21 protein-coding genes and 1 riboswitch are annotated in these 18,703 nt (G+C 70.3%); of the genes, 8 read left to right on the top strand and 13 right to left on the bottom strand.

All coding sequences use genetic code 11. The features are described from left to right. The first annotated feature begins 78 nt into the window (after positions 1 to 78). Both ACZ7OO_RS02580 and ACZ7OO_RS02585 read left to right on the top strand, forming a co-directional pair. The gene (locus ACZ7OO_RS02580; protein WP_471500733.1) at positions 79 to 1,479 is read left to right on the top strand and encodes an FAD-binding oxidoreductase; all 1,401 of its coding nucleotides are present in this window, start codon (positions 79 to 81) and stop codon (positions 1,477 to 1,479) included. A gap of 15 nt (positions 1,480 to 1,494) precedes the next feature. Then, a complete protein-coding gene (locus ACZ7OO_RS02585) occupies positions 1,495 to 2,250 on the top strand; it encodes a decaprenylphospho-beta-D-erythro-pentofuranosid-2-ulose 2-reductase (RefSeq protein ID WP_471500735.1) in 756 nt (251 codons plus the stop codon). A gap of 11 nt (positions 2,251 to 2,261) precedes the next feature. Here ACZ7OO_RS02585 and ACZ7OO_RS02590 read toward each other — a convergent pair whose 3' ends face one another. From ACZ7OO_RS02590 to ACZ7OO_RS02600, 3 genes are all read right to left on the bottom strand, one after another. Then, positions 2,262 to 2,840 carry a 2'-5' RNA ligase family protein gene (locus ACZ7OO_RS02590; RefSeq protein WP_471500737.1) on the bottom strand — a complete coding sequence of 193 codons (579 nt, stop codon included), beginning with the start codon at positions 2,838 to 2,840 and terminating at the stop codon, positions 2,262 to 2,264. Between the two features lie 176 nt (positions 2,841 to 3,016). After that, complete coding sequence (gene trpS, locus ACZ7OO_RS02595) at positions 3,017 to 4,030, bottom strand: tryptophan--tRNA ligase (RefSeq protein ID WP_471500739.1); 1,014 nt, start codon at positions 4,028 to 4,030, stop codon at positions 3,017 to 3,019. Positions 4,031 to 4,173: 143 nt separating this feature from the next. Next, a complete protein-coding gene (locus ACZ7OO_RS02600) occupies positions 4,174 to 5,670 on the bottom strand; it encodes a glycine hydroxymethyltransferase (protein WP_471500741.1) in 1,497 nt (498 codons plus the stop codon). Then, a riboswitch (ZMP/ZTP riboswitch) is annotated at positions 5,652 to 5,741 on the bottom strand. (Overlaps the previous gene by 19 nt.) A 103-nt stretch (positions 5,742 to 5,844) precedes the next feature. Between ACZ7OO_RS02600 and rocD the strand changes: the two genes are divergently transcribed. Both rocD and ACZ7OO_RS02610 read left to right on the top strand, forming a co-directional pair. Next, positions 5,845 to 7,050 carry an ornithine--oxo-acid transaminase gene (gene rocD, locus ACZ7OO_RS02605; protein WP_471500743.1) on the top strand — a complete coding sequence of 402 codons (1,206 nt, stop codon included), beginning with the start codon at positions 5,845 to 5,847 and terminating at the stop codon, positions 7,048 to 7,050. 101 nt (positions 7,051 to 7,151) lie between these two features. Continuing rightward, a complete protein-coding gene (locus tag ACZ7OO_RS02610) occupies positions 7,152 to 8,018 on the top strand; it encodes a DMT family transporter (RefSeq protein ID WP_471501243.1) in 867 nt (288 codons plus the stop codon). A gap of 208 nt (positions 8,019 to 8,226) precedes the next feature. On the opposite strand, the gene pdxR is transcribed toward ACZ7OO_RS02610, so the two are convergent. Beyond that, positions 8,227 to 9,654: a MocR-like pyridoxine biosynthesis transcription factor PdxR gene (gene pdxR, locus ACZ7OO_RS02615; RefSeq protein WP_471500745.1), complete on the bottom strand. Its 1,428-nt coding sequence runs from the start codon at positions 9,652 to 9,654 to the stop codon at positions 8,227 to 8,229. 46 nt (positions 9,655 to 9,700) lie between these two features. On the opposite strand from pdxR, the gene ACZ7OO_RS02620 reads away from it, so the two are divergent. Further along, positions 9,701 to 10,198: a carboxymuconolactone decarboxylase family protein gene (locus ACZ7OO_RS02620; protein WP_471500747.1), complete on the top strand. Its 498-nt coding sequence runs from the start codon at positions 9,701 to 9,703 to the stop codon at positions 10,196 to 10,198. Positions 10,199 to 10,295: 97 nt separating this feature from the next. Here the strand turns inward: ACZ7OO_RS02620 and ACZ7OO_RS02625 are convergent, their stop codons facing one another. From ACZ7OO_RS02625 to ACZ7OO_RS02635, 3 genes are all read right to left on the bottom strand, one after another. Further along, a complete protein-coding gene (locus ACZ7OO_RS02625; RefSeq protein ID WP_471500749.1) occupies positions 10,296 to 10,961 on the bottom strand; it encodes a chaplin in 666 nt (221 codons plus the stop codon). Between the two features lie 238 nt (positions 10,962 to 11,199). Continuing rightward, positions 11,200 to 11,475, bottom strand: a complete 276-nt coding sequence (locus ACZ7OO_RS02630; RefSeq protein WP_352222949.1) for a hypothetical protein — start codon at positions 11,473 to 11,475, stop codon at positions 11,200 to 11,202. A gap of 81 nt (positions 11,476 to 11,556) precedes the next feature. After that, complete coding sequence (locus ACZ7OO_RS02635; RefSeq protein ID WP_471500752.1) at positions 11,557 to 12,282, bottom strand: hypothetical protein; 726 nt, start codon at positions 12,280 to 12,282, stop codon at positions 11,557 to 11,559. A 464-nt stretch (positions 12,283 to 12,746) separates the two neighbouring features. Between ACZ7OO_RS02635 and ACZ7OO_RS02640 the strand changes: the two genes are divergently transcribed. The 3 genes from ACZ7OO_RS02640 (at position 12,747) to ACZ7OO_RS02650 (ending at position 14,231) form a co-directional block, all read left to right on the top strand. Continuing rightward, on the top strand, positions 12,747 to 13,232 hold the full coding sequence (locus ACZ7OO_RS02640) for a hypothetical protein (protein WP_471500754.1): 486 nt from the start codon (positions 12,747 to 12,749) through the stop codon (positions 13,230 to 13,232). Between the two features lie 206 nt (positions 13,233 to 13,438). Then, entirely contained in the window at positions 13,439 to 13,729 is a 291-nt protein-coding gene (locus tag ACZ7OO_RS02645) for a hypothetical protein (protein ID WP_471500756.1), read from the top strand. 220 nt (positions 13,730 to 13,949) lie between these two features. Then, positions 13,950 to 14,231, top strand: a complete 282-nt coding sequence (locus tag ACZ7OO_RS02650) for a hypothetical protein (protein WP_471500758.1) — start codon at positions 13,950 to 13,952, stop codon at positions 14,229 to 14,231. 85 nt (positions 14,232 to 14,316) lie between these two features. On the opposite strand, the gene ACZ7OO_RS02655 is transcribed toward ACZ7OO_RS02650, so the two are convergent. The 6 genes from ACZ7OO_RS02655 to ACZ7OO_RS02680 all read right to left on the bottom strand — a co-directional run bounded on the left by ACZ7OO_RS02655 (position 14,317) and on the right by ACZ7OO_RS02680 (position 18,702). Continuing rightward, complete coding sequence (locus ACZ7OO_RS02655) at positions 14,317 to 14,664, bottom strand: hypothetical protein (RefSeq protein ID WP_471500760.1); 348 nt, start codon at positions 14,662 to 14,664, stop codon at positions 14,317 to 14,319. Between the two features lie 297 nt (positions 14,665 to 14,961). Further along, entirely contained in the window at positions 14,962 to 15,267 is a 306-nt protein-coding gene (locus tag ACZ7OO_RS02660) for a hypothetical protein (protein ID WP_471500762.1), read from the bottom strand. Positions 15,268 to 15,363: 96 nt separating this feature from the next. Next, positions 15,364 to 15,729: a hypothetical protein gene (locus ACZ7OO_RS02665; RefSeq protein ID WP_471500764.1), complete on the bottom strand. Its 366-nt coding sequence runs from the start codon at positions 15,727 to 15,729 to the stop codon at positions 15,364 to 15,366. 7 nt (positions 15,730 to 15,736) lie between these two features. Further along, complete coding sequence (locus tag ACZ7OO_RS02670) at positions 15,737 to 15,985, bottom strand: hypothetical protein (protein WP_352222957.1); 249 nt, start codon at positions 15,983 to 15,985, stop codon at positions 15,737 to 15,739. 229 nt (positions 15,986 to 16,214) lie between these two features. Beyond that, entirely contained in the window at positions 16,215 to 17,627 is a 1,413-nt protein-coding gene (locus ACZ7OO_RS02675; protein ID WP_471500766.1) for a condensation domain-containing protein, read from the bottom strand. A gap of 124 nt (positions 17,628 to 17,751) precedes the next feature. Then, positions 17,752 to 18,702, bottom strand: coding sequence for an ABC transporter substrate-binding protein (locus ACZ7OO_RS02680; protein ID WP_471500768.1), 951 nt, complete (start codon positions 18,700 to 18,702; stop codon positions 17,752 to 17,754). Position 18,703 lies beyond the last annotated feature (1 nt).

Consider the following 18,703-nt stretch of genomic DNA (forward strand, 5'->3'; position numbering starts at 1 on the left):
CGGGGAGTCAGGTGATATTCCGTAACCAATCGCCAATAGCACTCATAACACCCATACGGCAGCGATACGGTCGTCCTCATGCCTGGAAAGCCTGGCGGGCCCGCAGGTCCCGCCGAGTCCGCACCCCCCGGAACCACCGTCCCCGTCACCGGCTGGGGCCGCACCGCCCCCACCGCCGCCCGTCTGATCCGCCCCCGGACCTACCAGGAGGCGGCGGACGCGATCCGGAACTGCGGGGCACGCGGCGGTATCGCGCGGGGCCTGGGGCGCGCGTACGGGGACGCGGCGCAGAACGCCGGCGGTGCCGTGCTCGACATGACGGGCCTCGACCGCATCCACGCCATCGATGCCGACGGCGGCACCCTCCTGTGCGACGCGGGGGTCTCCCTGCACCGCCTGACGGAGGTACTGCTGCCGCTCGGCTGGTTCGTCCCGGTGACCCCGGGGACCCGCCAGGTGACGGTGGGCGGCGCAATCGGCGCCGACATCCACGGCAAGAACCACCATGTCTCGGGATCGTTCTCCCGTCACGTGCTGTCCTTCGAACTCCTCACCGCCGACGGCCAGGTCCGCACGGTGAGCCGCGGCACCCCGCTGTTCGACGCGACGGCCGGCGGCATGGGTCTGACCGGAGTGATCCTCACGGCGACCGTCCGCCTTCTCCCGGTCGAGACGTCGTACATGGCGGTCGACACCGAACGCGCCACCGACCTCGACGACCTGATGAACCGCCTGACCACCACGGACCACCGCTACCGCTACTCGGTCGCCTGGATCGACCTGCTGGCGCGCGGGGCGGCGACCGGGCGCGCGGTGCTCACGCGGGGCGACCACGCGCCACGGGAGGCGCTCGGCGAAGACTCACGCGCCGGGCGTGCACCACTCGCCTTCCGCCCCCGTCGGCTCCCGGCCGCCCCCGCGTTCGTCCCCGAAGGCCTCCTGGGCCGCACCACCGTCGGCCTCTTCAACGAGCTCTGGTACCGCAAGGCGCCACGCGCGCGTACCGGCCAACTCCAGCGCGTCTCCGCGTTCTTCCACCCCCTGGACGGCGTCCCGCACTGGAACCGCGTCTACGGCCGCGGCGGGTTCGTGCAGTACCAGTTCGTCGTCGGATACGGCCAGGAGGACGCCCTGCGCCGGATCGTGGCCCGTATCTCCGAACGCCGCTGCCCGTCCTTCCTGGCCGTCCTCAAGCGCTTCGGCGAGGCCGACCCCGGCTGGCTCTCCTTCCCCGTGCCCGGCTGGACCCTCGCCGTCGACATCCCGGCCGCCCTGCCCGGCCTCGGCGCGTTCCTCGACGAACTGGACGAGGAGGTCGCGGGCGCCGGCGGCCGCGTCTACCTCGCCAAGGACGCCCGGCTCCGCCCCGACCTGCTCGCCGCGATGTACCCGCGGCTCGCCGACTTCCGTGCCCTGCGCGCGGAGTTGGACCCGCACGGGGTGTTCGTCTCCGACCTGTCCCGCCGCCTCGGCCTCTAGGAGCTGTCAGCTGTCATGAAGGACGCCTTCGGAATGCCCCAGTCCCTGCTCGTCCTCGGCGGTACGTCCGAGATCGCGCTGGCCACCGCACGCCGGCTGATCGCCCGCCGCACCCGCACCGTCTGGCTGGCCGGCCGCCCCTCCCCCGCGCTGGACCGGGCCGCCGAGCAGCTGCGCACCCTCGGCGCCGACGTCCACACCGTCGCCTTCGACGCGCTCGACCCCGAGTCCCACGAGACCGTCCTCGGCAAGGTCTTCACCGAGGGCGACATCGACATGGTCCTGCTGGCCTTCGGCGTCCTCGGCGACCAGGCGACCGACGAGCGGGAGCCGGTGAAGGCCGTGCGGGTGGCGCAGACCAACTACACGGGCGCCGTCTCGGCGGGCCTGGTCAGCGCACGCGCCCTGCAGACCCAGGGCCACGGCTCACTGGTGGTTCTGTCCTCGGTCGCCGGGGAGCGGGCGAGGCGCTCCAACTTCATCTACGGCTCGAGCAAGGCGGGCCTGGACGCGTTCGCCCAGGGCCTGGGCGACGCGCTGCACGGGACGGGCGTGCACGTGATGGTCGTACGGCCGGGGTTCGTGCGGTCGAGGATGACGGCAGGGCTGGAGGAGGCGCCCCTGGCCACGACCCCGGAGGCGGTGGCGACGGCGATCGAGACGGGCCTGCGCAGGCGCTCGGAGATGGTGTGGGTGCCGGGTGCGCTGCGGGTGGTGATGGCGGCCCTGCGGCACGCACCGCGGTCGGTGTTCCGACGGCTGCCGATCTAGGTCTTGTCCGGCTACCGACTCGCGATCGTCCCGCGGTCCACGTGCCCCGCCTGAGGCGGCACGACGGAGCCTCCGAACGGGTACTCGTGCAGCTTCCGCCAGACGCCGTCGCGACCCTGCTCGTAGAGCGCGAACCCCATGCAGGGCCACTCGGCCTCATAGTCCGCCAGCTCGGCGAACGCCCGGTCCATCGCCGCCTCGTCGATCGCATGAGCGACCGTCACATGCGGGTGGTACGGGAACTGCAGCTCGCGGTCCAGCGGCCCGGACGCGGCCCGGATCCGCTGCTGGAGCCAGGCGCAGTCGTCCGCCCCCTGGACCACCCGGACGTAGACGACCGGCGACAGGGGCCGGAACGTGCCCGTACCGCACAGCCGCATCGGGAAAGGCCGGCCCACCGCGGCGACCTCGCTGAGGTGTGCCTGAACGGCAGCCAACCGGCCGTCGGTGATCTCCGTGGGCGGCAGCAGGGTGACGTGGGTGGGGATGCCGTGGGCCGCGGCGTCGCCGAAGCCCGTGCGCCGCTCCTGGAGCAGGCTGCCATGGGGCTCCGGGACCGCGATCGACACGCCGATCGTTACGGTCCCCACGTCATCTCCTGTCGTCGTGGTGGTCGGTCGTGGTGGTCGGACACGTGTCGGGTCGTACCCGGCCGTCCGGCTATCGACTGTACGGCCACGGCCGCCTTCCGGGCAGCCGTGGCCGAAGTGATGTGCAGCGCTCCCGTGCGCTCCCCGGGGCGCCTTGAACGCCCCCGGCGCTCCGCTCAGTGCTTGGCGGGCAGGAGGCCCACCCTGTCGTAGACCTGGGCCAGCGTCTCCGCGGCGACGGCGCGGGCTTTCTCCGCGCCCTTGGCGAGGATCGAGTCGAGCGTCTCCGAGTCGTCCAGGTACTGCTGGGTGCGCTCCCGGAACGGGGTCACGAAGTCGACCATGATGTCTGCGAGGTCGGTCTTGAGCGCGCCGTACATCTTGCCCTGGTACTCCTGCTCCAGCTCGGCGACCGACTTGCCGGTGAGGGTGGAGTAGATGGTGAGGAGGTTGCTGACGCCCGGCTTGTTCACCACGTCGTAGCGGATGACCGTGTCGGTGTCGGTGACCGCGCTCTTGACCTTCTTCGCCGTCACCTTCGGCTCGTCGAGGAGGTTGATGAGGCCCTTCGGCGTGGACGCCGACTTGCTCATCTTGATCGCCGGGTCCTGGAGGTCGTAGATCTTCGCCGTCTCCTTGAGGATGTACGGCTTCGGGATGGTGAAGGTCTGGCCGAAGCGGGCGTTGAAGCGCTCGGCGAGGTCGCGGGTGAGCTCGACGTGCTGGCGCTGGTCCTCGCCGACGGGCACCTCGTGGGCCTGGTAGAGCAGGATGTCGGCGACCTGGAGGATCGGGTACGTGAACAGGCCGACGCTCGCGCGGTCCGCCCCCTGCTTCGCCGCCTTGTCCTTGAACTGGGTCATCCGGCTGGCCTCGCCGAAGCCGGTGAGGCAGTTCATGACCCAGGCGAGCTGGGCGTGCTCCGGGACGTGGCTCTGCACGAAGAGGGTGCAGCGGTCCGCGTCCAGGCCGGCGGCGAGCAGCTGCGCCGCGGCGAGGCGGGTGTTGGCGCGCAGGTCGGCGGGGTCCTGCGGGATCGTGATCGCGTGCAGATCGACGACCATGTAGAAGGCGTCGTGGGACTCCTGGAGAGCTACCCACTGGCGGACGGCGCCGAGGTAGTTGCCGAGGTGGAACGAGCCGGCGGTGGGCTGGATGCCGGAGAGCACGCGGGGTCGATCTGAGGCCATGTTCACCATTGTCTCAGAGAGCTCGGGTGGTTTCGGTGTGTGGGGAACCGCGGATCGTCGGGGCTGGTCGCGCCCACGCGGCGGTAGCCGCATATCGGAACCAGCCCCGCGCCCCTGAGGGGGCGCTGTCCCTGACCGGGTGGTCAGCCCAGGTCGATCTCCGGATACAGCGGGAAGCCCGCCACCAGGTCCGTCGCTCGCTGGGCGATCTCCTGGGACACCTTCTCGTCCAGGACATGGGCGGCCTTGCTGGGCGCGCCCGACTTCGTCGTGCCCGGTTCCGTCGTCGTCAGGACGCGGTCGATCAGGCCCGCCACCTCGTCCATCTCCGCCGTGCCCAGGCCGCGCGTGGTCAGCGCGGGGGTCCCGATGCGGATGCCGGAGGTGTACCAGGCGCCGTTCGGGTCTGCCGGGATCGCGTTGCGGTTGGTGACGATGCCGGAGTCGAGGAGGGCCGACTCGGCCTGGCGTCCGGTGAGGCCGTAGGACGTCTCGACGTCGATCAGGTTGAGGTGGTTGTCCGTGCCGCCGGTCACCAGCGTGGCGCCCCGGCGCATGAGGCCCTCGGCCAGCGCGCGGGAGTTGTCGACGATCCGCTGGGCGTAGTCCTGGAAGGAGGGCTGCCGGGCCTCGGCCAGGGCGACGGCCTTGGCGGCCATGACGTGCGGGAGGGGGCCGCCGAGGACCATCGGGCAGCCGCGGTCGACCTGGTCCTTGAGGGAGTCGTCGCACAGGACCATGCCGCCGCGCGGGCCGCGCAGCGACTTGTGGGTGGTGGTCGTCACGATCTGGGCGTGCGGGACCGGGTCGAAGTCGCCGGTCAGGACCTTGCCGGCGACCAGGCCCGCGAAGTGCGCCATGTCGACCATCAGGGTCGCGCCGACCTCGTCGGCGATCTCGCGCATGATCCGGAAGTTCACCAGACGGGGGTACGCGGAGTAGCCGGCGACGATGATCAGCGGCTTGAAGTCGCGGGCCTGGGCGCGCAGCGCGTCGTAGTCGATCAGGCCGGTCGCCGGGTCGGTGCCGTAGGAGCGCTGGTCGAACATCTTGCCGGAGATGTTCGGGCGGAACCCGTGGGTGAGGTGGCCGCCCGCGTCCAGGGACATGCCGAGCATCCGCTGGTTGCCGAAGGCCTGCCGCAGCTCGGCCCAGTCGGCCTCGGAGAGGTCGTTGACCTGGCGGGCGCCCGCCTTCTGAAGGAAGGGGACCTCGACGCGGTCGGCGAGTACGGCCCAGAAGGCGACGAGGTTGGCGTCGATGCCTGAGTGCGGCTGGACGTAGGCGTGCCGGGCACCGAAGAGCGCCTTGGCGTGCTCGGCGGCGAGCGCCTCGACGGTGTCGACATTGCGGCAGCCGGCGTAGAAGCGGCGGCCGACCGTGCCCTCGGCGTACTTGTCGCTGAACCAGTTGCCCATCGCAAGCAGGGTCGCCGGGGAGGCGTAGTTCTCGGAGGCGATCAGCTTGAGCATCTCGCGCTGGTCGGCGACCTCCTGGCCGATGGCGTCGGCGACCCGCGGCTCGACCGCGCGGATCACCTCGAGGGCTGCGCGGTACGCGGTGGACTCGGTGGAGAGGGGCTCGGACATTCGGGACCTCCGGACATGGCGTTCGGCATTCACGGTTCGGCCCAGGCGCACGGCACTCGATCCAGCACGGGCCGCTCCCCGATGGTCGGTCCCATCCCAGCGCGCCAGTCACGGCCCGCTGGTCACCCTACCCGGCACGCCGGATCCGAGGGCGCTGACGTCCACCAGCCGGGCGGGGGCAGAGGGTAGTAAAGGGGGCACCTCGCCGCGTTCTCTGGAGTCCCCGTGACCACTACGGAAGCCCTCATCGCCACCGCCGACACGTACAGCGCGCACAACTACCACCCGCTGCCGGTGGTGATCGCCACGGCCGACGGGGCCTGGATGACGGACGTCGAGGGGCGCCGGTACCTGGACTTCCTGGCCGGCTACTCGGCGCTCAACTTCGGGCACGGCCACCCCCGTCTGGTCGCGGCGGCGAAGGCGCAGCTGGAGCGGGTGACGCTGACGTCACGCGCCTTCCACCACGACCGGTTCGCCGCGTTCTGCACGGAGTTGGCGGAGCTGTGCGGGATGGAGATGGTGCTGCCGATGAACACGGGGGTGGAGGCCGTGGAGACCGCCGTGAAGACCGCCCGGAAGTGGGGGTACCGGGTGAAGGGGGTGCCGGCGGAGATGGCGAAAGTGGTGGTCGCCGGCGGCAACTTCCACGGCCGTACGACGACGGTGATCAGCTTCTCGACAGATACGGAGGCGCGGGCGGACTTCGGGCCGTACACGCCCGGTTTCGAGATCGTGCCGTACGGCGACCTGACCGCGATGCGGGGCGCGTTGACCGAGAACACGGTGGCGGTGCTGCTGGAGCCGATCCAGGGCGAGGCCGGGGTGATCGTGCCGCCGCAGGGTTATCTGGCGGGGGTGCGGGAGCTGACGCGCGAGCGGGATGTGCTGTTCATCGCGGACGAGATCCAGTCGGGGCTCGGGCGGACCGGGCGGACCTTCGCGTGCGAGCACGAGGGGGTCGTACCGGATGTGTACGTCCTCGGGAAGGCGCTGGGGGGCGGGGTGCTGCCGGTGTCGGCGGTGGTGGCACGGGCCGAGGTGCTGGGGGTTTTCCGGCCCGGGGAGCACGGGTCCACCTTCGGCGGGAATCCGCTGGCCTGTGCGGTGGCGCTGGAGGTGATCGCGATGCTGCGGACCGGGGAGTTCCAGGAGCGGGCGGCCGAGTTGGGGGAGGTGCTGCATCGGCGGCTTTCGGAGTTCACCGGGAGCGGGCGGGTGACGGCGGTGCGGGGACGGGGGCTCTGGGCGGGGGTGGACATCGATCCGGGGGTGGGGTCGGGGCGGGTGGTGTCGGAACGGCTGATGGAGCGGGGGGTGCTGGCGCAGGACACACATGGGGCGACGGTGCGGATCGCTCCGCCGTTGGTGATCGAGGAGGAGGATCTGGAATGGGGAGTTGAGCAGTTGTGGGGGGTCCTGAGCGCCTGAAGGGGTGCGACCGGGAGCCCGCTCCCCAGGCAGGCGACCGGCCGGACGTCCGGCGCCGGCACGAGTGCGGCTTCACCTACAGTCCCTCTGTGCTCTTTGGAATGGTGTGTGCTCTCGCGGCCGCGATCTGCTTCGGTACGGCGACGGTCCTTCAGGCGGTGGCCGCGCGGGCGGCCGGTGACGGCACGGGCGGGGAGGCGGCGCTGCTGCTCCGGGCCGTGCGGCAGTGGCGGTACATCGTCGGGCTCGGGCTCGACGGCCTCGGCTTCGTGTTCCAGATCCTGGCGCTGCGGTCGATCCCCATCTACGCGGTGGGCGCGGCCCTGGCGTCGAGCCTCGCGGTGACCGCGGTGGTCGCGGCGCGGCTGCTGCGGGTACGGCTGAGCGGGCTGGAGTGGGGTGCGGTCGGGGTGGTGTGCGCGGGGCTCGCGATGCTGGGGCTGGCATCCGGGCCGGAGGGCGACCGGGCCGGGTCCGACGCGCTCAAGTACGCCATGCTCGCGACCGCGGTGGGCGTGCTGCTGCTCGGGCTCGTCGGCGGGCGGCTGTCGGGGCGGTGGCGGGCGCTGCTGCTGGGCCTCGGGGCGGGATTCGGGTTCGGGGTGGTGGAGGTGTCGGTGCGGCTCATCGACACCCTGTGGCCGGCCGGACTGCTCACCAACCCCGCGACCTACGCACTGCTTGTCGGGGGCGGTGGCGCCTTTCTGCTGCTGACCTCGGCGCTCCAGCGCGGCTCGGTGACCACGGCGACGGCGGGCATGGTCATCGGCGAGACGATCGGCCCGGCGGCCGTCGGGGTGGTGTGGCTCGGGGACCGTACCCGCGAGGGACTCGCCTGGCTCGGGGTGCTCGGTTTCACCGTGGCCGTCGCGGGGGCGCTGGCACTGGCCCGGTTCGGGGAGGCGCCCGGGGCGCAGGATGACGCGGACCCCGGGGCGCCCGAGCCGGTCGGTCCGGCGCGGCCGTGATCCCGTCCCGAGGCGGGAACTGTCCTCCAGGGCGACGCCGACGGTCTCGTCCCGGCGCTGTTCGTCGGTGCCGCACAGGTCGGCGACCGGCGGGGCGGATCGAGAACTGCCAGGTGGAGCTCCTCTTGGCGGACACCTCTCCGCGCGTTGCCGGGCGTTGAACTCGGGGTGTCATCGCGCCGGGTGTTGCGGCGGACACGGTCTGAAGTCATTCGACGCCGATCACGGCCGGGTCCGACAGCACCGTGCACAGGATGTCCAGCGCCCCCGACCAGGCGTGGTCGGCGGGGGTGCCGTAGCCGAGGACGAGCGCGTCCGGCGGTGCGGTGGCCGCGTCGGGGTGGCGGTGGCGCGGGGTGAGGCCGTCGAGGGCGAGGCCGTCTTCGGCGGCGGCCCGGATCACCCGGCCCTGGGTGCCGGGCGGGAGCCGCAGCACCATGTGCAGACCGGCCGCGATGCCGGTGACCCGGATCGCGGGGGCGCGCTCGGCGAGGGCCTCGACCAGGGCGTCCCGGCGGCGCCGGTAGCGGGAGCGGGACGCGCGGACGTGACGGTCGTAGGCGCCGGAGGTGATGAACTCGGCGAGGGTCAGCTGGTCCGGCGCACCGCAGGTGTCCACGTCACCCTTGACCGCCGTCACCTCCCGGGCCGCGCCCGGCGGCAGCACCATCCAGGCCAGCCGCAGGCCGGGCGCCAGGGACTTGCTGGCCGTGCCCAGGTAGACCACCTCGTCGGGGGCGAGGCCCTGGAGGGCACCGACGGGACGGCGGTCGTAGCGGAACTCGCCGTCGTAGTCGTCCTCCAGGACCATGCCGCCGGTGCGTCGCGCCCAGTCCACGACGGCCGCCCGCCGGTCGTGGTGCAGCGGCGCGCCCATCGGGAACTGGTGCGAGGGGGTCAGCAGCACCGCGGCCGGACCCTGGCCCAACTCCCTGATGTCCGTGCCGAGTTCGTCGAAGGGCAGCGGGCAGGTGTGGAGTCCGGCCGTCGTCAGCAGCCGCCAGTGCTCGTCGAGGCCGTACGACTCCACGGCGACCGTGTCCGCCCCGCGGGCCCGCAGCAGCCGGCCGAGCAGGCTCAGACCGTGCGCGAACCCGGCGCAGATCACGATCCGTTCGGGGTCGGCGCGCACCCCCCGGGCGCGGGCGAGGTAGGTGGCGAGCGCGGTGCGCAGTTCGACACGGCCGCGTGGATCACCGTAGCCGAAGGCCTCGTTGGGTGCGGTGGTGAGGGCGCGGCGGGCCGCCCTGAGCCACTCGGTGCGCGGGAAGGCGGAGAGGTCGGGGCAGCCGGCGCGCAGGTCGTAGGCGGGGCGCTCGGCGGTCGTACCGGCGGTCGCCGTGGCCTTTCGCCGGCCCGGCGGCATCGCCGGCTCCCTGGCCGCGACCCGGGTGCCGGAGCCCTGGCGTGCGGTGAGCCAGCCCTCGGCGACCAGGTCGGCGTAGGCGTCGGCGACGGTGTTCCGGGCGACACCCAGGTCGGCGGCGAGGGACCGGGACGAGGGCAGCCGGGTGCCGGGGACCAGCCGGCCGCCCCGGACGGCCTCGCGCAGGGCGTCGGTCAGGCCCCGGCGCAGGCCCGGACCGGCCGGTTCCAGATGGAGGTCGATACCCAGAGTGGCCCATGGTTTCTCCATGGAAATGGACCATACCCCTGGGCTGCCTGGCTCCTAGGGTCAAGATATGACCACAGAACACTTGACAGAGTACGCACCCGAACACTCCCCCCGTCTGCCCTGGTCGGAGCTGGTGCCCGACGTGTACAAGGCGATGGTCCGGCTGGACACCGCCGCCCGGAAGGGCCTCGACCCGAAGCTCCTGGAGCTGGTGAAGATCCGCGCCTCGCAGCTCAACCGCTGTGCGCTCTGCCTGGACATGCACAGCAAGGACGCGCTCGCGCAGGGCGAGAGCGTCGAGCGGATCATCCAGCTCAGCGCCTGGGAGGAGTCCGGGCACTTCTACACCGAGAAGGAACTCGCCGCGCTGGCGCTGACGGAGGCGGTGACCGTCCTGACGGACGGCTTCGTGCCCGACGACGTCTACGAGCGGGCCGCCAGGCACTTCGAGGAGGCGGAACTCGCGCAGCTGATCGCCGCGATCACGGTGATCAACGCGTGGAACCGGTTCGGGGTGACCTGCCGTCTGGTGCCGGGGCACTACACACCGGGGCAGCACGCCTGAACAGGGCCGGCGCCCTGCGGGGCGCGGCTCCGGCAGTGAGCCGCGGCGGCGGTCCGGGGGGATCGCCGCCGCGCTCCGTCGGACGGGGCGGCCGGGGTCACCCCACGTGGCTGACCGTCCTCGGGCGGAAGCGCCGGTACAGCACCACTCCCGCCGTCAGCGAGGCCAGGCTCGCGGCGGCCGGCGCCCAGGGGTTGCCCGTTCCGGTGTGCGCGAGTGTGCCGGTCGTCCGCTGCCGCACGACGGTGGCGGGCGGCTTCGGCATCGGCTGGGCCTTGGCCGGGTGTGACGGCTGGTGGCGAACGGGCGGCGGAGGTGTGGAGCGGACGGGCTCGTCGGGGTGGTCGTCCGAGGTGTTGACGCCCTCGTTCCCGAACACCGGATTGCCGACACCCACCGCGTTCACACTGTTGCCGATGACGTTCAGGGGAACATCGACCGGAAGCTGGAGGCTGTTGCCGGAGAGGACGCCCGGCGAGTCGTGGGCGCTGCCGACCGCTGCGGCCCCTTCCTTCTCCTTGGCCTCCTTGGCCTCCTTGGCCTTGCCGCCCTCGTTGACGCAGCGGTTGCCCATCGCCGGGTTGAGCAGCCCGATCACGTCGACGGTGTTCCCGCACACGTTCACCGGGATGTTCACCGGCAACTGGATGTCGTTGCCGGAGACCAGCCCGGGCGAGCCGGACGCGGAACCGTCCGCGGCGGAGTCGGCCCATGCCGGGCCCGCAACCGCCATCGCACCAGACGCGACGGCGAAGGCGATCACACTGTTTCGGGTAGCCCGTTTCATGGGTTCCCTGCCCTTCCAGACACGTCGCGGGCACTCACCCGCGATCGGCGAAATCCAAGCAGAACTGAAGAAATAGTATTTTTTCGGGCACTTGGCCAGTCCCAGGACGCCATGGGTGCACCAGCCTGGAGCGTGACCCGGCGGATCGACGCGGCCGACGGCTGATGCGCGTCGGCCGGTGGCGGCACAAGCCGGGCAAGCAGCGACGGAGGTGTCAGAGCGCCTGGTTGTTGCAGCCCATGTCGGAACCGAGGTGGCTCTGCTGGGCACCCGGGTTGCCCTCGCCGTTCAGCAGGTTGCCCGCCAGACCGGTGAGCGCGCCGACACTGCCGATCACTTCGATGTTCATGTCGTGCGAACGGCACTCGGTGGCCTGCGTGATGTCGAGGTCGCGACCGGTGTCGTCGTGCGCGAAGGCGGTGTTGCCGCCGAAGGAGCCGACACTGCCGAGCATGGCGCCCACGAGGACTGCCTTTTGGAACTTGCGCATGGGTTCTCCATTGTCTGGTGGTCTAGCGGTTGGAATCTGCGACAGATCGAGTGGGAGTGCGAAGGTTCACCGGCGCGGCCGTCAGCCGAGTCGGGGAAGCCCCAACTGGCCGAGGGGAGGTGCCGCGACCTGTCCGAGGCCGACCGGGGAGAGCTGCGGTACGCCCGGTGACCCGAGCTGCGGGCTGAGGAGCGGGTTCACCTGCGGATTGACCTGGGGGTTCATCTGCGGGGCGACGATCGCCGGGGCCTGTGGGGCGAATCCCTGGGGTACGGCTACCTGCGGGGCCACCTGCGGCATCACCTGCGGCATGACCTGGGGCACCACCTGGGCCGGTTGTTGCAGCGGGGGGGCCTGCTGCGGGTACTGCGGAGCGGCCTGCTGCTGGTACTGCGGGGCGGCCTGCTGCTGGTACGGAGGGGGAGCCTGCTGCGGGTACTGCGGGGCGGCCTGTTGCGGGTACGGTGCGGCGTCGGCCTGGGCAACTCCCTGCGACGAAGCCGTGCTGGAGGCGTATCCACCGGTCTGCGGCGGGGCCGGGGCGGGCTGGGGAGCGGGTGCCGGGGCGGCCTGCGGGTACGGCTGGGGAGCGGGTGCCGGGGCGGCCTGCGGGTACGGCTGGGGAGCGGGCGCCGGGGCCGCCTGGGGAGGAGGTGCCGGGGCCGCCTGGGGAGCGAACTGCTCGGGAGCCGGCGCCGGGGCGGGACTGCCCTGTGCGATGGGAGCGGCATGACTGACGCCGCCGCCGAGTGCGGACAGTCCGCTGGCCGCCACTGCAAAGAGCGCGGCCTTGTGAAGCTTGCGCATGAAACCCTCGGCCCTTCGATACCTGAATAGGGAAGTCCATTGCATTCAGCGCGGTCACGCGTGCAGTCGGTGTGATACTCGTACCGCACCGCCAGCAGCGGTAGTTCCGAGAAGCACGCGGACTTCGCATCCGAGCCGACAGCGATTGCCTCGCCCTGTTCAGGTCCACGGTCGCTGTCTTCTCCCCGTCGGAACGAGGATTGCCAGGCCGCGGTCACGGCATCCAAAAGCCCGTCACCCATTTGCCGTGCAGCGGGCCGGACTTCACCATCCACACACACCTGCGGCAAATGGGTGACCACTACCCGGCGACCGTTTCTGGGCCTGCTCGCATCTCGTTCCCCACGGGGCAAGAACGATGGGTCATCGCAGCCGAACCGGGCAGCAGGAACAGCGACAACTGCGCTGCCTCATCAGCATTTCATCAGATTCCGTGCACAGGTCAATGAAGGGCCGAGAATTCCATGCGCAAGCTTCGTAGGGTCGCGCTCGTCGTCGCAGCAGCCGGAGGCCTCACCGCCGTCGGCGCCGCCCCAAGCTCCGCCGTCACTCCCGCCGCCTACAACGGGGCTGTGCCGCCTCCCGTTTCACAGCCGGACGCGCAGGCCGCCGCGGCCGCCCACGCCCAGGCGACCGCGCAGTCCTACGGCTCGCCGGCCCCGCAGCAGGCGCCCCCGGAGCGGGGCACCGAGGTCGCCCCGCAGATCAACCCTCAGCTGAACCCGCAGATCAACCCGCAGCTTTCCGCGCCGGCCCCGCAGCCGGGACAGGGACAGGGCGCCCAGGTGAACCAGACCAACATGTTCCGTCCGTCCCAGGAGTGCAGCCCGCAGAACCTGCTCGACGCGAACGTCCCGGTCGCCCTGCTCGCGGCCTCCCAGACGCGGGGTGTCGACTGCTCCCAGGCCAACAGCCAGTCGAACTCGCTCGCCCACGCGCAGCAGGGATGACGGCCAAACGTCGCGGCGTGGCGGGGAGTTGTCGAGAGTCGCGATCGACGGGTCCGTTCACACGCGATACGGCTTTCGGGTGCTTTTACCTCGTGATCACGGGAGCGGCGCGCCGTTGCCGTTTTTGGCGTATTACGTACTAATCTCCCGTAACTGTAATAAGTCGATCTCCCACAGATCGCACCCACTCACTCCCCGGAGATGACATGCGTAAGCTTCGCAACGTTGCCGTCCTGGTCGCCGCACTCGGCAGCATCGGACTCGTCGGCGGCACGGCCCATGCCGACCAGGGCGGCGGCAAGGGCGGCGAGCACGGAGACAAGTTCAACATCACACAGAGCTCTCACTGCAAGTCGCACGACCTGAACCTCGACGTCCTCGGTGAGGTCGGCGTCCTCAACGGCCTCCTGGGCAACGCGCTGAACGGCGAGGGCAACCCGGGCGCCCAGGCCACCGACATCGGCTCCACCATGGGCTGCAACAACAGCGCGTTCTGAAAATCTGATCGGCGCGGAAACGTCGGTTGGCAAATGGTCCCGGTGCCGGGCTTCAGGCAGGCGCCGGGACCATTTGTGTGTGCCGACAGACCTCAGAGGTATCGAAATTTAATCGAATTCGGCGCGCCGCTGCATTATCTCGGTTATTTCGTATCAACCTTCAGGTCAACGGATACCGATCTTCCACAGATCGCCTCCACCTCACCTCACCGGAGATGAAATGCACAAGGTACGCACGGCTGCCGTCCTCTTCGCCGCACTCGGGAGCATCGGGCTCCTGGGTGCCGGCGCCGCCCACGCCGGCCAGGGCGGGGGCAAGGGCGACAGCTTCGACATCCGGCAGAGCAGCACCTGCACGTCGCACGACCTGAACGCCGATGTCCTCGGCGAGGTCGGCATCCTCAACGGCCTGGGCGGCAACCTGCTGAACGGCGAGGGCAACGCGGGTGCGCAGCAGAGCCACCTCGGGTCGGACATGGGCTGCAACAACAGCTTCCAGTAAGGCGAAACGACAAAATCCCGGTGCCCCGGCCGTCGGCCGGGGCACCGGGATTTGTCAATTGCGCTCAGGGAGTCGTCAGTGGCGCTCAGAACTCGATGTGCGGCTTCTTGAAGCCCTTGGGCAGCTCCGCCCTGTTGGAACAGTCCACAACGGGCCCAGCGGTCGTGGAATCGGCACCGAAGGCCAGTCCGCCCTCCGGATACACCACGTTCGGCCGGTCGGTCGTCGAGCAGTCCTGCGTCTGCTTGATGATCTGCGTGCCGTCCTTGTCGGCGTGGATCTCCGACTTGCGAATGCAGACAGTGTCACCCTGCGCGCTGGTCTTGCAGTCGCTGGAGTGTCCGTCTGCGTACGCGTGTCCGGCGCCGACGCAGATCGCTGCGAGACTCCCGACGAGCCCCGTGACGGTGGCAATCTTCTGCCGAGTGATCATGTGCTGCTTCCTTTGCAAAAGAGGCCCGGGCGCGCGCCGTTGCCGACGTGCGCCCGGGCCCGAGAAGGTCGAAACAGAGCATCCTGCGCCTGGCGCGTTGCCGACCTCCGCCGACGACAGGATGGCGGCAGCCCGGACGCATGCCCCGAGGGAGCGGTGCGTCCGGGCTGCCTTCGCCGCGGGGTCTCGCTCAGCAAGCCGCTGAACGGACCCCTGAGTTCGTGCGATGTTCCCCGGGCTTCCGGAGGAGGTCTGTGCGCCGTGCCGGCGCCGAGAGGACGAGCTCTCGGTACGCCTTTACTCGCCCTCGCCGCCCTGCTGCTGGCCGTAACCCTGCTCGGGGCCCTGGTCGGGACCCTGCTCGGGGCCCTGCTCGGGGCCCTCCTCGGGACCGGACTTCTGCTCCTCCGGCTGACCCTGCGGCTGCGCCTGCGGGCCGTAGTAACCGCTGCCGACGGCCACGGCGTTGGCCGACGAGTTGGCCACTGCGGTGACGCCCTGGCCCGCGTCCTCGCCACCGGCGGCGAAGCTGGCCCCGGCACCGACGATGGACAGACCGGCGACCGCCGCCGCTACGACCGCGGCACGCTGAAACTTACGCATGATTTGACCCTTTCTTATCCGGGCAGGACAGCCCGGCTCGACTACGCAATGTGAGCATATACACACATTTCGTAGTCATTCAGGATCTACACTCGGTCATGTCGCGTCGTCTTCGCCTCGGGCCGTCGCCCTCCACTGCGCCGCATGCCGGTCCTCGCGGGTGCCGTTCGATCCCCATGTCGTGGGGGAACAGGTCACCTCGGGCCCGAGCCGCGCCCTGCCGTTGCCCAGGACGGCGGGCACCGTCACGGGCTCCACTGTCTGGCAGGTGTCCTGATGGGGCGGGAGTTCACCTTCGGGGAGCTCACCCTTGAACCGCTGGGTGCAGGTGAGGTTGCCCAGGACGTCTTTGGCGCAGGCCCCCGGGCCCCCTCCGGCATACGCCTGGGTGATGCCGGTGCAGGTGACGGCGAGGCCGCCGACGAGCACCGAGAGAGCCGCGATCTTCTTCCTGTTGAACATGTCAGGGTCACCCCGAGAAAGCGGTGTTGTACTGGCCGCAGGTGGTGTCCGTGGTGCCCGCGAGACCGAGCACACCGATCGGGACGTCGTTCTCGGCCACCGTCTGCGGACTGCATTCCTGGTAGGGACGGAAGAGGTCGGACACCTGCAGCCCGTTGTTGTCGGGGCTGTCGGCGACAGCGGTGCCGGCACCGATGGCGGACAGGCCGCCGGCCGCCGCCACCGCCGCGATCACGACCTTCTGAAGCTTGCGCATGGAACCCTCGATTCTTTGCTTGTACATCGAGACCGATTGCCTAGCGTGACCGCGCAAACACTAGCAGTAGCCGCACGCGACTTGCCGCACGGAAGATCCGTGTTCCCATGCGGCATATAGGCCGCCGAAATCACCACGCGGACGCCAATTGACCGTATTGGTCAATGGGTTGCCGTTCACCACTCGTGGCCGCCGGTACCAATACGGTCGTATCAGAAGGGAAGTTGGGTCAGAGGAATTCCGGCTGTGCGGCCCGAATGCCGTCGCTCGCCGGCACGGAGACAATCAGGTCCCGCAGTCCCTCGGCATACCGCCGCACGTTCTTGTAGGCGACCTCGGTGTCCGGGTAGCGGCAGGCGAACCACAGTCCCTCGTGCAACCGGCTGACCCAGGCACACACCTGGTCGCCGTACGACACCCGGATCAGCCCGTACGTCTTCGTCTCGGTCCAGCCCGCCGAGCCGGGGGCGAGGCGGGCATCCACGTACGAGACGATCGAGTACATGTCGGGCGAGGTCGGGCGGAAGTCCGCACCGAGCAGACGCAGTACGCGGGCCAGCGGAATACGCGCCAGCGACCGGTTGGCCCGCAACTCGGCGCGGACCGCGGCGAGCGCGCCTTCGAAGTCCCGTGCCGCGGGCACCTCGATCGGTGCGCCGCCGACGTACCAGCCCACCGAGTCCGACCATTCGGACTTCAGTCGGGTGTGGAACGGCACGACCGTACGGTAGACCGGCTCCCCGCCGATCTCGTGGACGATCAGACTGGTCGCGGCCAGGATGCCCACCAGGCTGCCGCCGTAGGGCCGGCAGTACGCCTCGAAGGCGGCGGCGGTGTCCGCGTCGACGAGCGGCTCGCAGATCAGCTTCTGGGCGGGCAGGGCGCCACCGGGTTGCAGACCGAGGTCGACGGGGAACTCCGGAAGCTTTCCGTCGCACCGGCCGATGAACTCCCGCCAGCGCGCGACGATCGCGTGTGTGTCGTCGATCCCGTCCGCGTTCGCCCGCTCGTGCCGGCAGAAGTCGACGTAACTTCCCACCGGCCTACCGGTGACGGGCCGCCCCGTCACGCCCGCTGTGTACAGCCCGTGGATCTCGGCGGGCAGCGCCTGAAGGGAGTAGGCGTCGACATTGGTGTGGTCGAAGGCCATGTACACGCTGGTGGAGTCGTCGCGGACGACCGCCGCGTAGATGAGGTTCGGCCAGCCGAGCGCGTCCGCCGCGACGTCGAACCGGTCCTGCAGGTACCGGCTCAGCACCTCCGCGTCGGCGAAGTCGCCGACCACCTCACGGTGCAGCGCCACGTCGTTCTCGTCGAGCGTGAACCGGTGCATGTCGTCGCCGGCCCACCTGAAGCCGCTGCGCAGCGTCTCGTGACGCAACGTCCAGCCCCGCAACGCCTCTTCCAGCGCGTCGAGGTCAGCCCGGCCCGGCAGGTCGAACGCCGTGCCGAGCCAGGTCGGTACGAACAACCCGCCCTCGCGCACCGCCCGCGCCGTTCTGATGTGCGACTCCTGGATGTACGCCGGCGGCCGCGGATCCGGCGGCAGCGCTGTCGCGGCCGCGATGGCCGCCGGGCTGAACGTCCACTCGACTAGCCGTCCGGGCCGGACCTCGCAGCGTTGAATGTCAGAAATTCGCACGTGGGCGTCTCCTTCACAGAAGACACCAGCTTGATCAAGGCGGAGCCGTGCGCGAGCGATGGCCGCTGTGTCGCCGGCTTTTCAGCGGGACGGGTGACACCTCGAACGAGTTGACGGGAGCTGCTCAGGGCAGCCACTTCTTCCACACCGAGGGGTGGCTGTCCACCCACTTCTTCGCGGCCTCCTGAGGGCTCAGCTTCTGGTCGGCGATCATCAGCGAGACCTGGTCCTGGTCCTCGGTCGTCCACTTGAACTTCTTGAGGAAGGCCGCCGCCTTGCCGCCGCTCTTGGCGAAGTCCGCGTTGAGGTACTTCTGCAGCGGTGTGTGCGGATAGGCGCAGGCGACCTTGGCCGCGTCGGCGTCGCAACCCTCCTTGTACGCCGGGAGCTTCACCTCCGTCATGGGTACCTTCTTGAACAGCCACTGGGGCGAGTACCAGTAGGTCAGGAAGGGCTTCTTCTCCTTGGCGAACTGCTTGATCTGGGTGATCTGCGCGGCCTCGGAACCGGCGAAGACGACCTGGAAGTCCAGCTTCAGGTTGTTCACCAGCGCCTTGTCGTTGGTGACGTACGACGGTGAGCCGTCGAGGAGTTGCCCCTTGCCGCCGCTCTCCGCGGTGCGGAACAGCGAGGCGTACTTGTCGAGGTTCTTCCAGTTCGTGATGTCGGGGTGCTGCTTCACCAGGTAGGTCGGCACGAACCACCCGATGTGCCCGGTGACTCCGAGGTCCCCGGCACGGCCGATGGTCTTCTTGTCGTCGACGTACCGCTTCTCCTGGTCCGGGTGCCCCCAGTCCTCCAGGATCGCGTCGACGCGTCCCTGGCTGAGCGCGTCCCAGGCGGGCACCTCGTCCACCTGTACGGTGTCGACGCGGTAGCCGAGTCGGTGCTCCAGGATGTACTGGGCGACGGCGACGTTGGACTGCGCGCCGACCCAGGACTGCACGGACAGGGTCACGGTCCTGGACCCCTGCGCGTTGGCGAAGGGCGAGGCCTGCTTGGTCATGTCGGCGGCACCGCACCCGGTCGCGAGGACGAGCACGGAGACGGCGGCCACCAGGGTTGTACGGCGCATG

This window comes from Streptomyces sp. NPDC111744 (assembly GCF_055634995.1).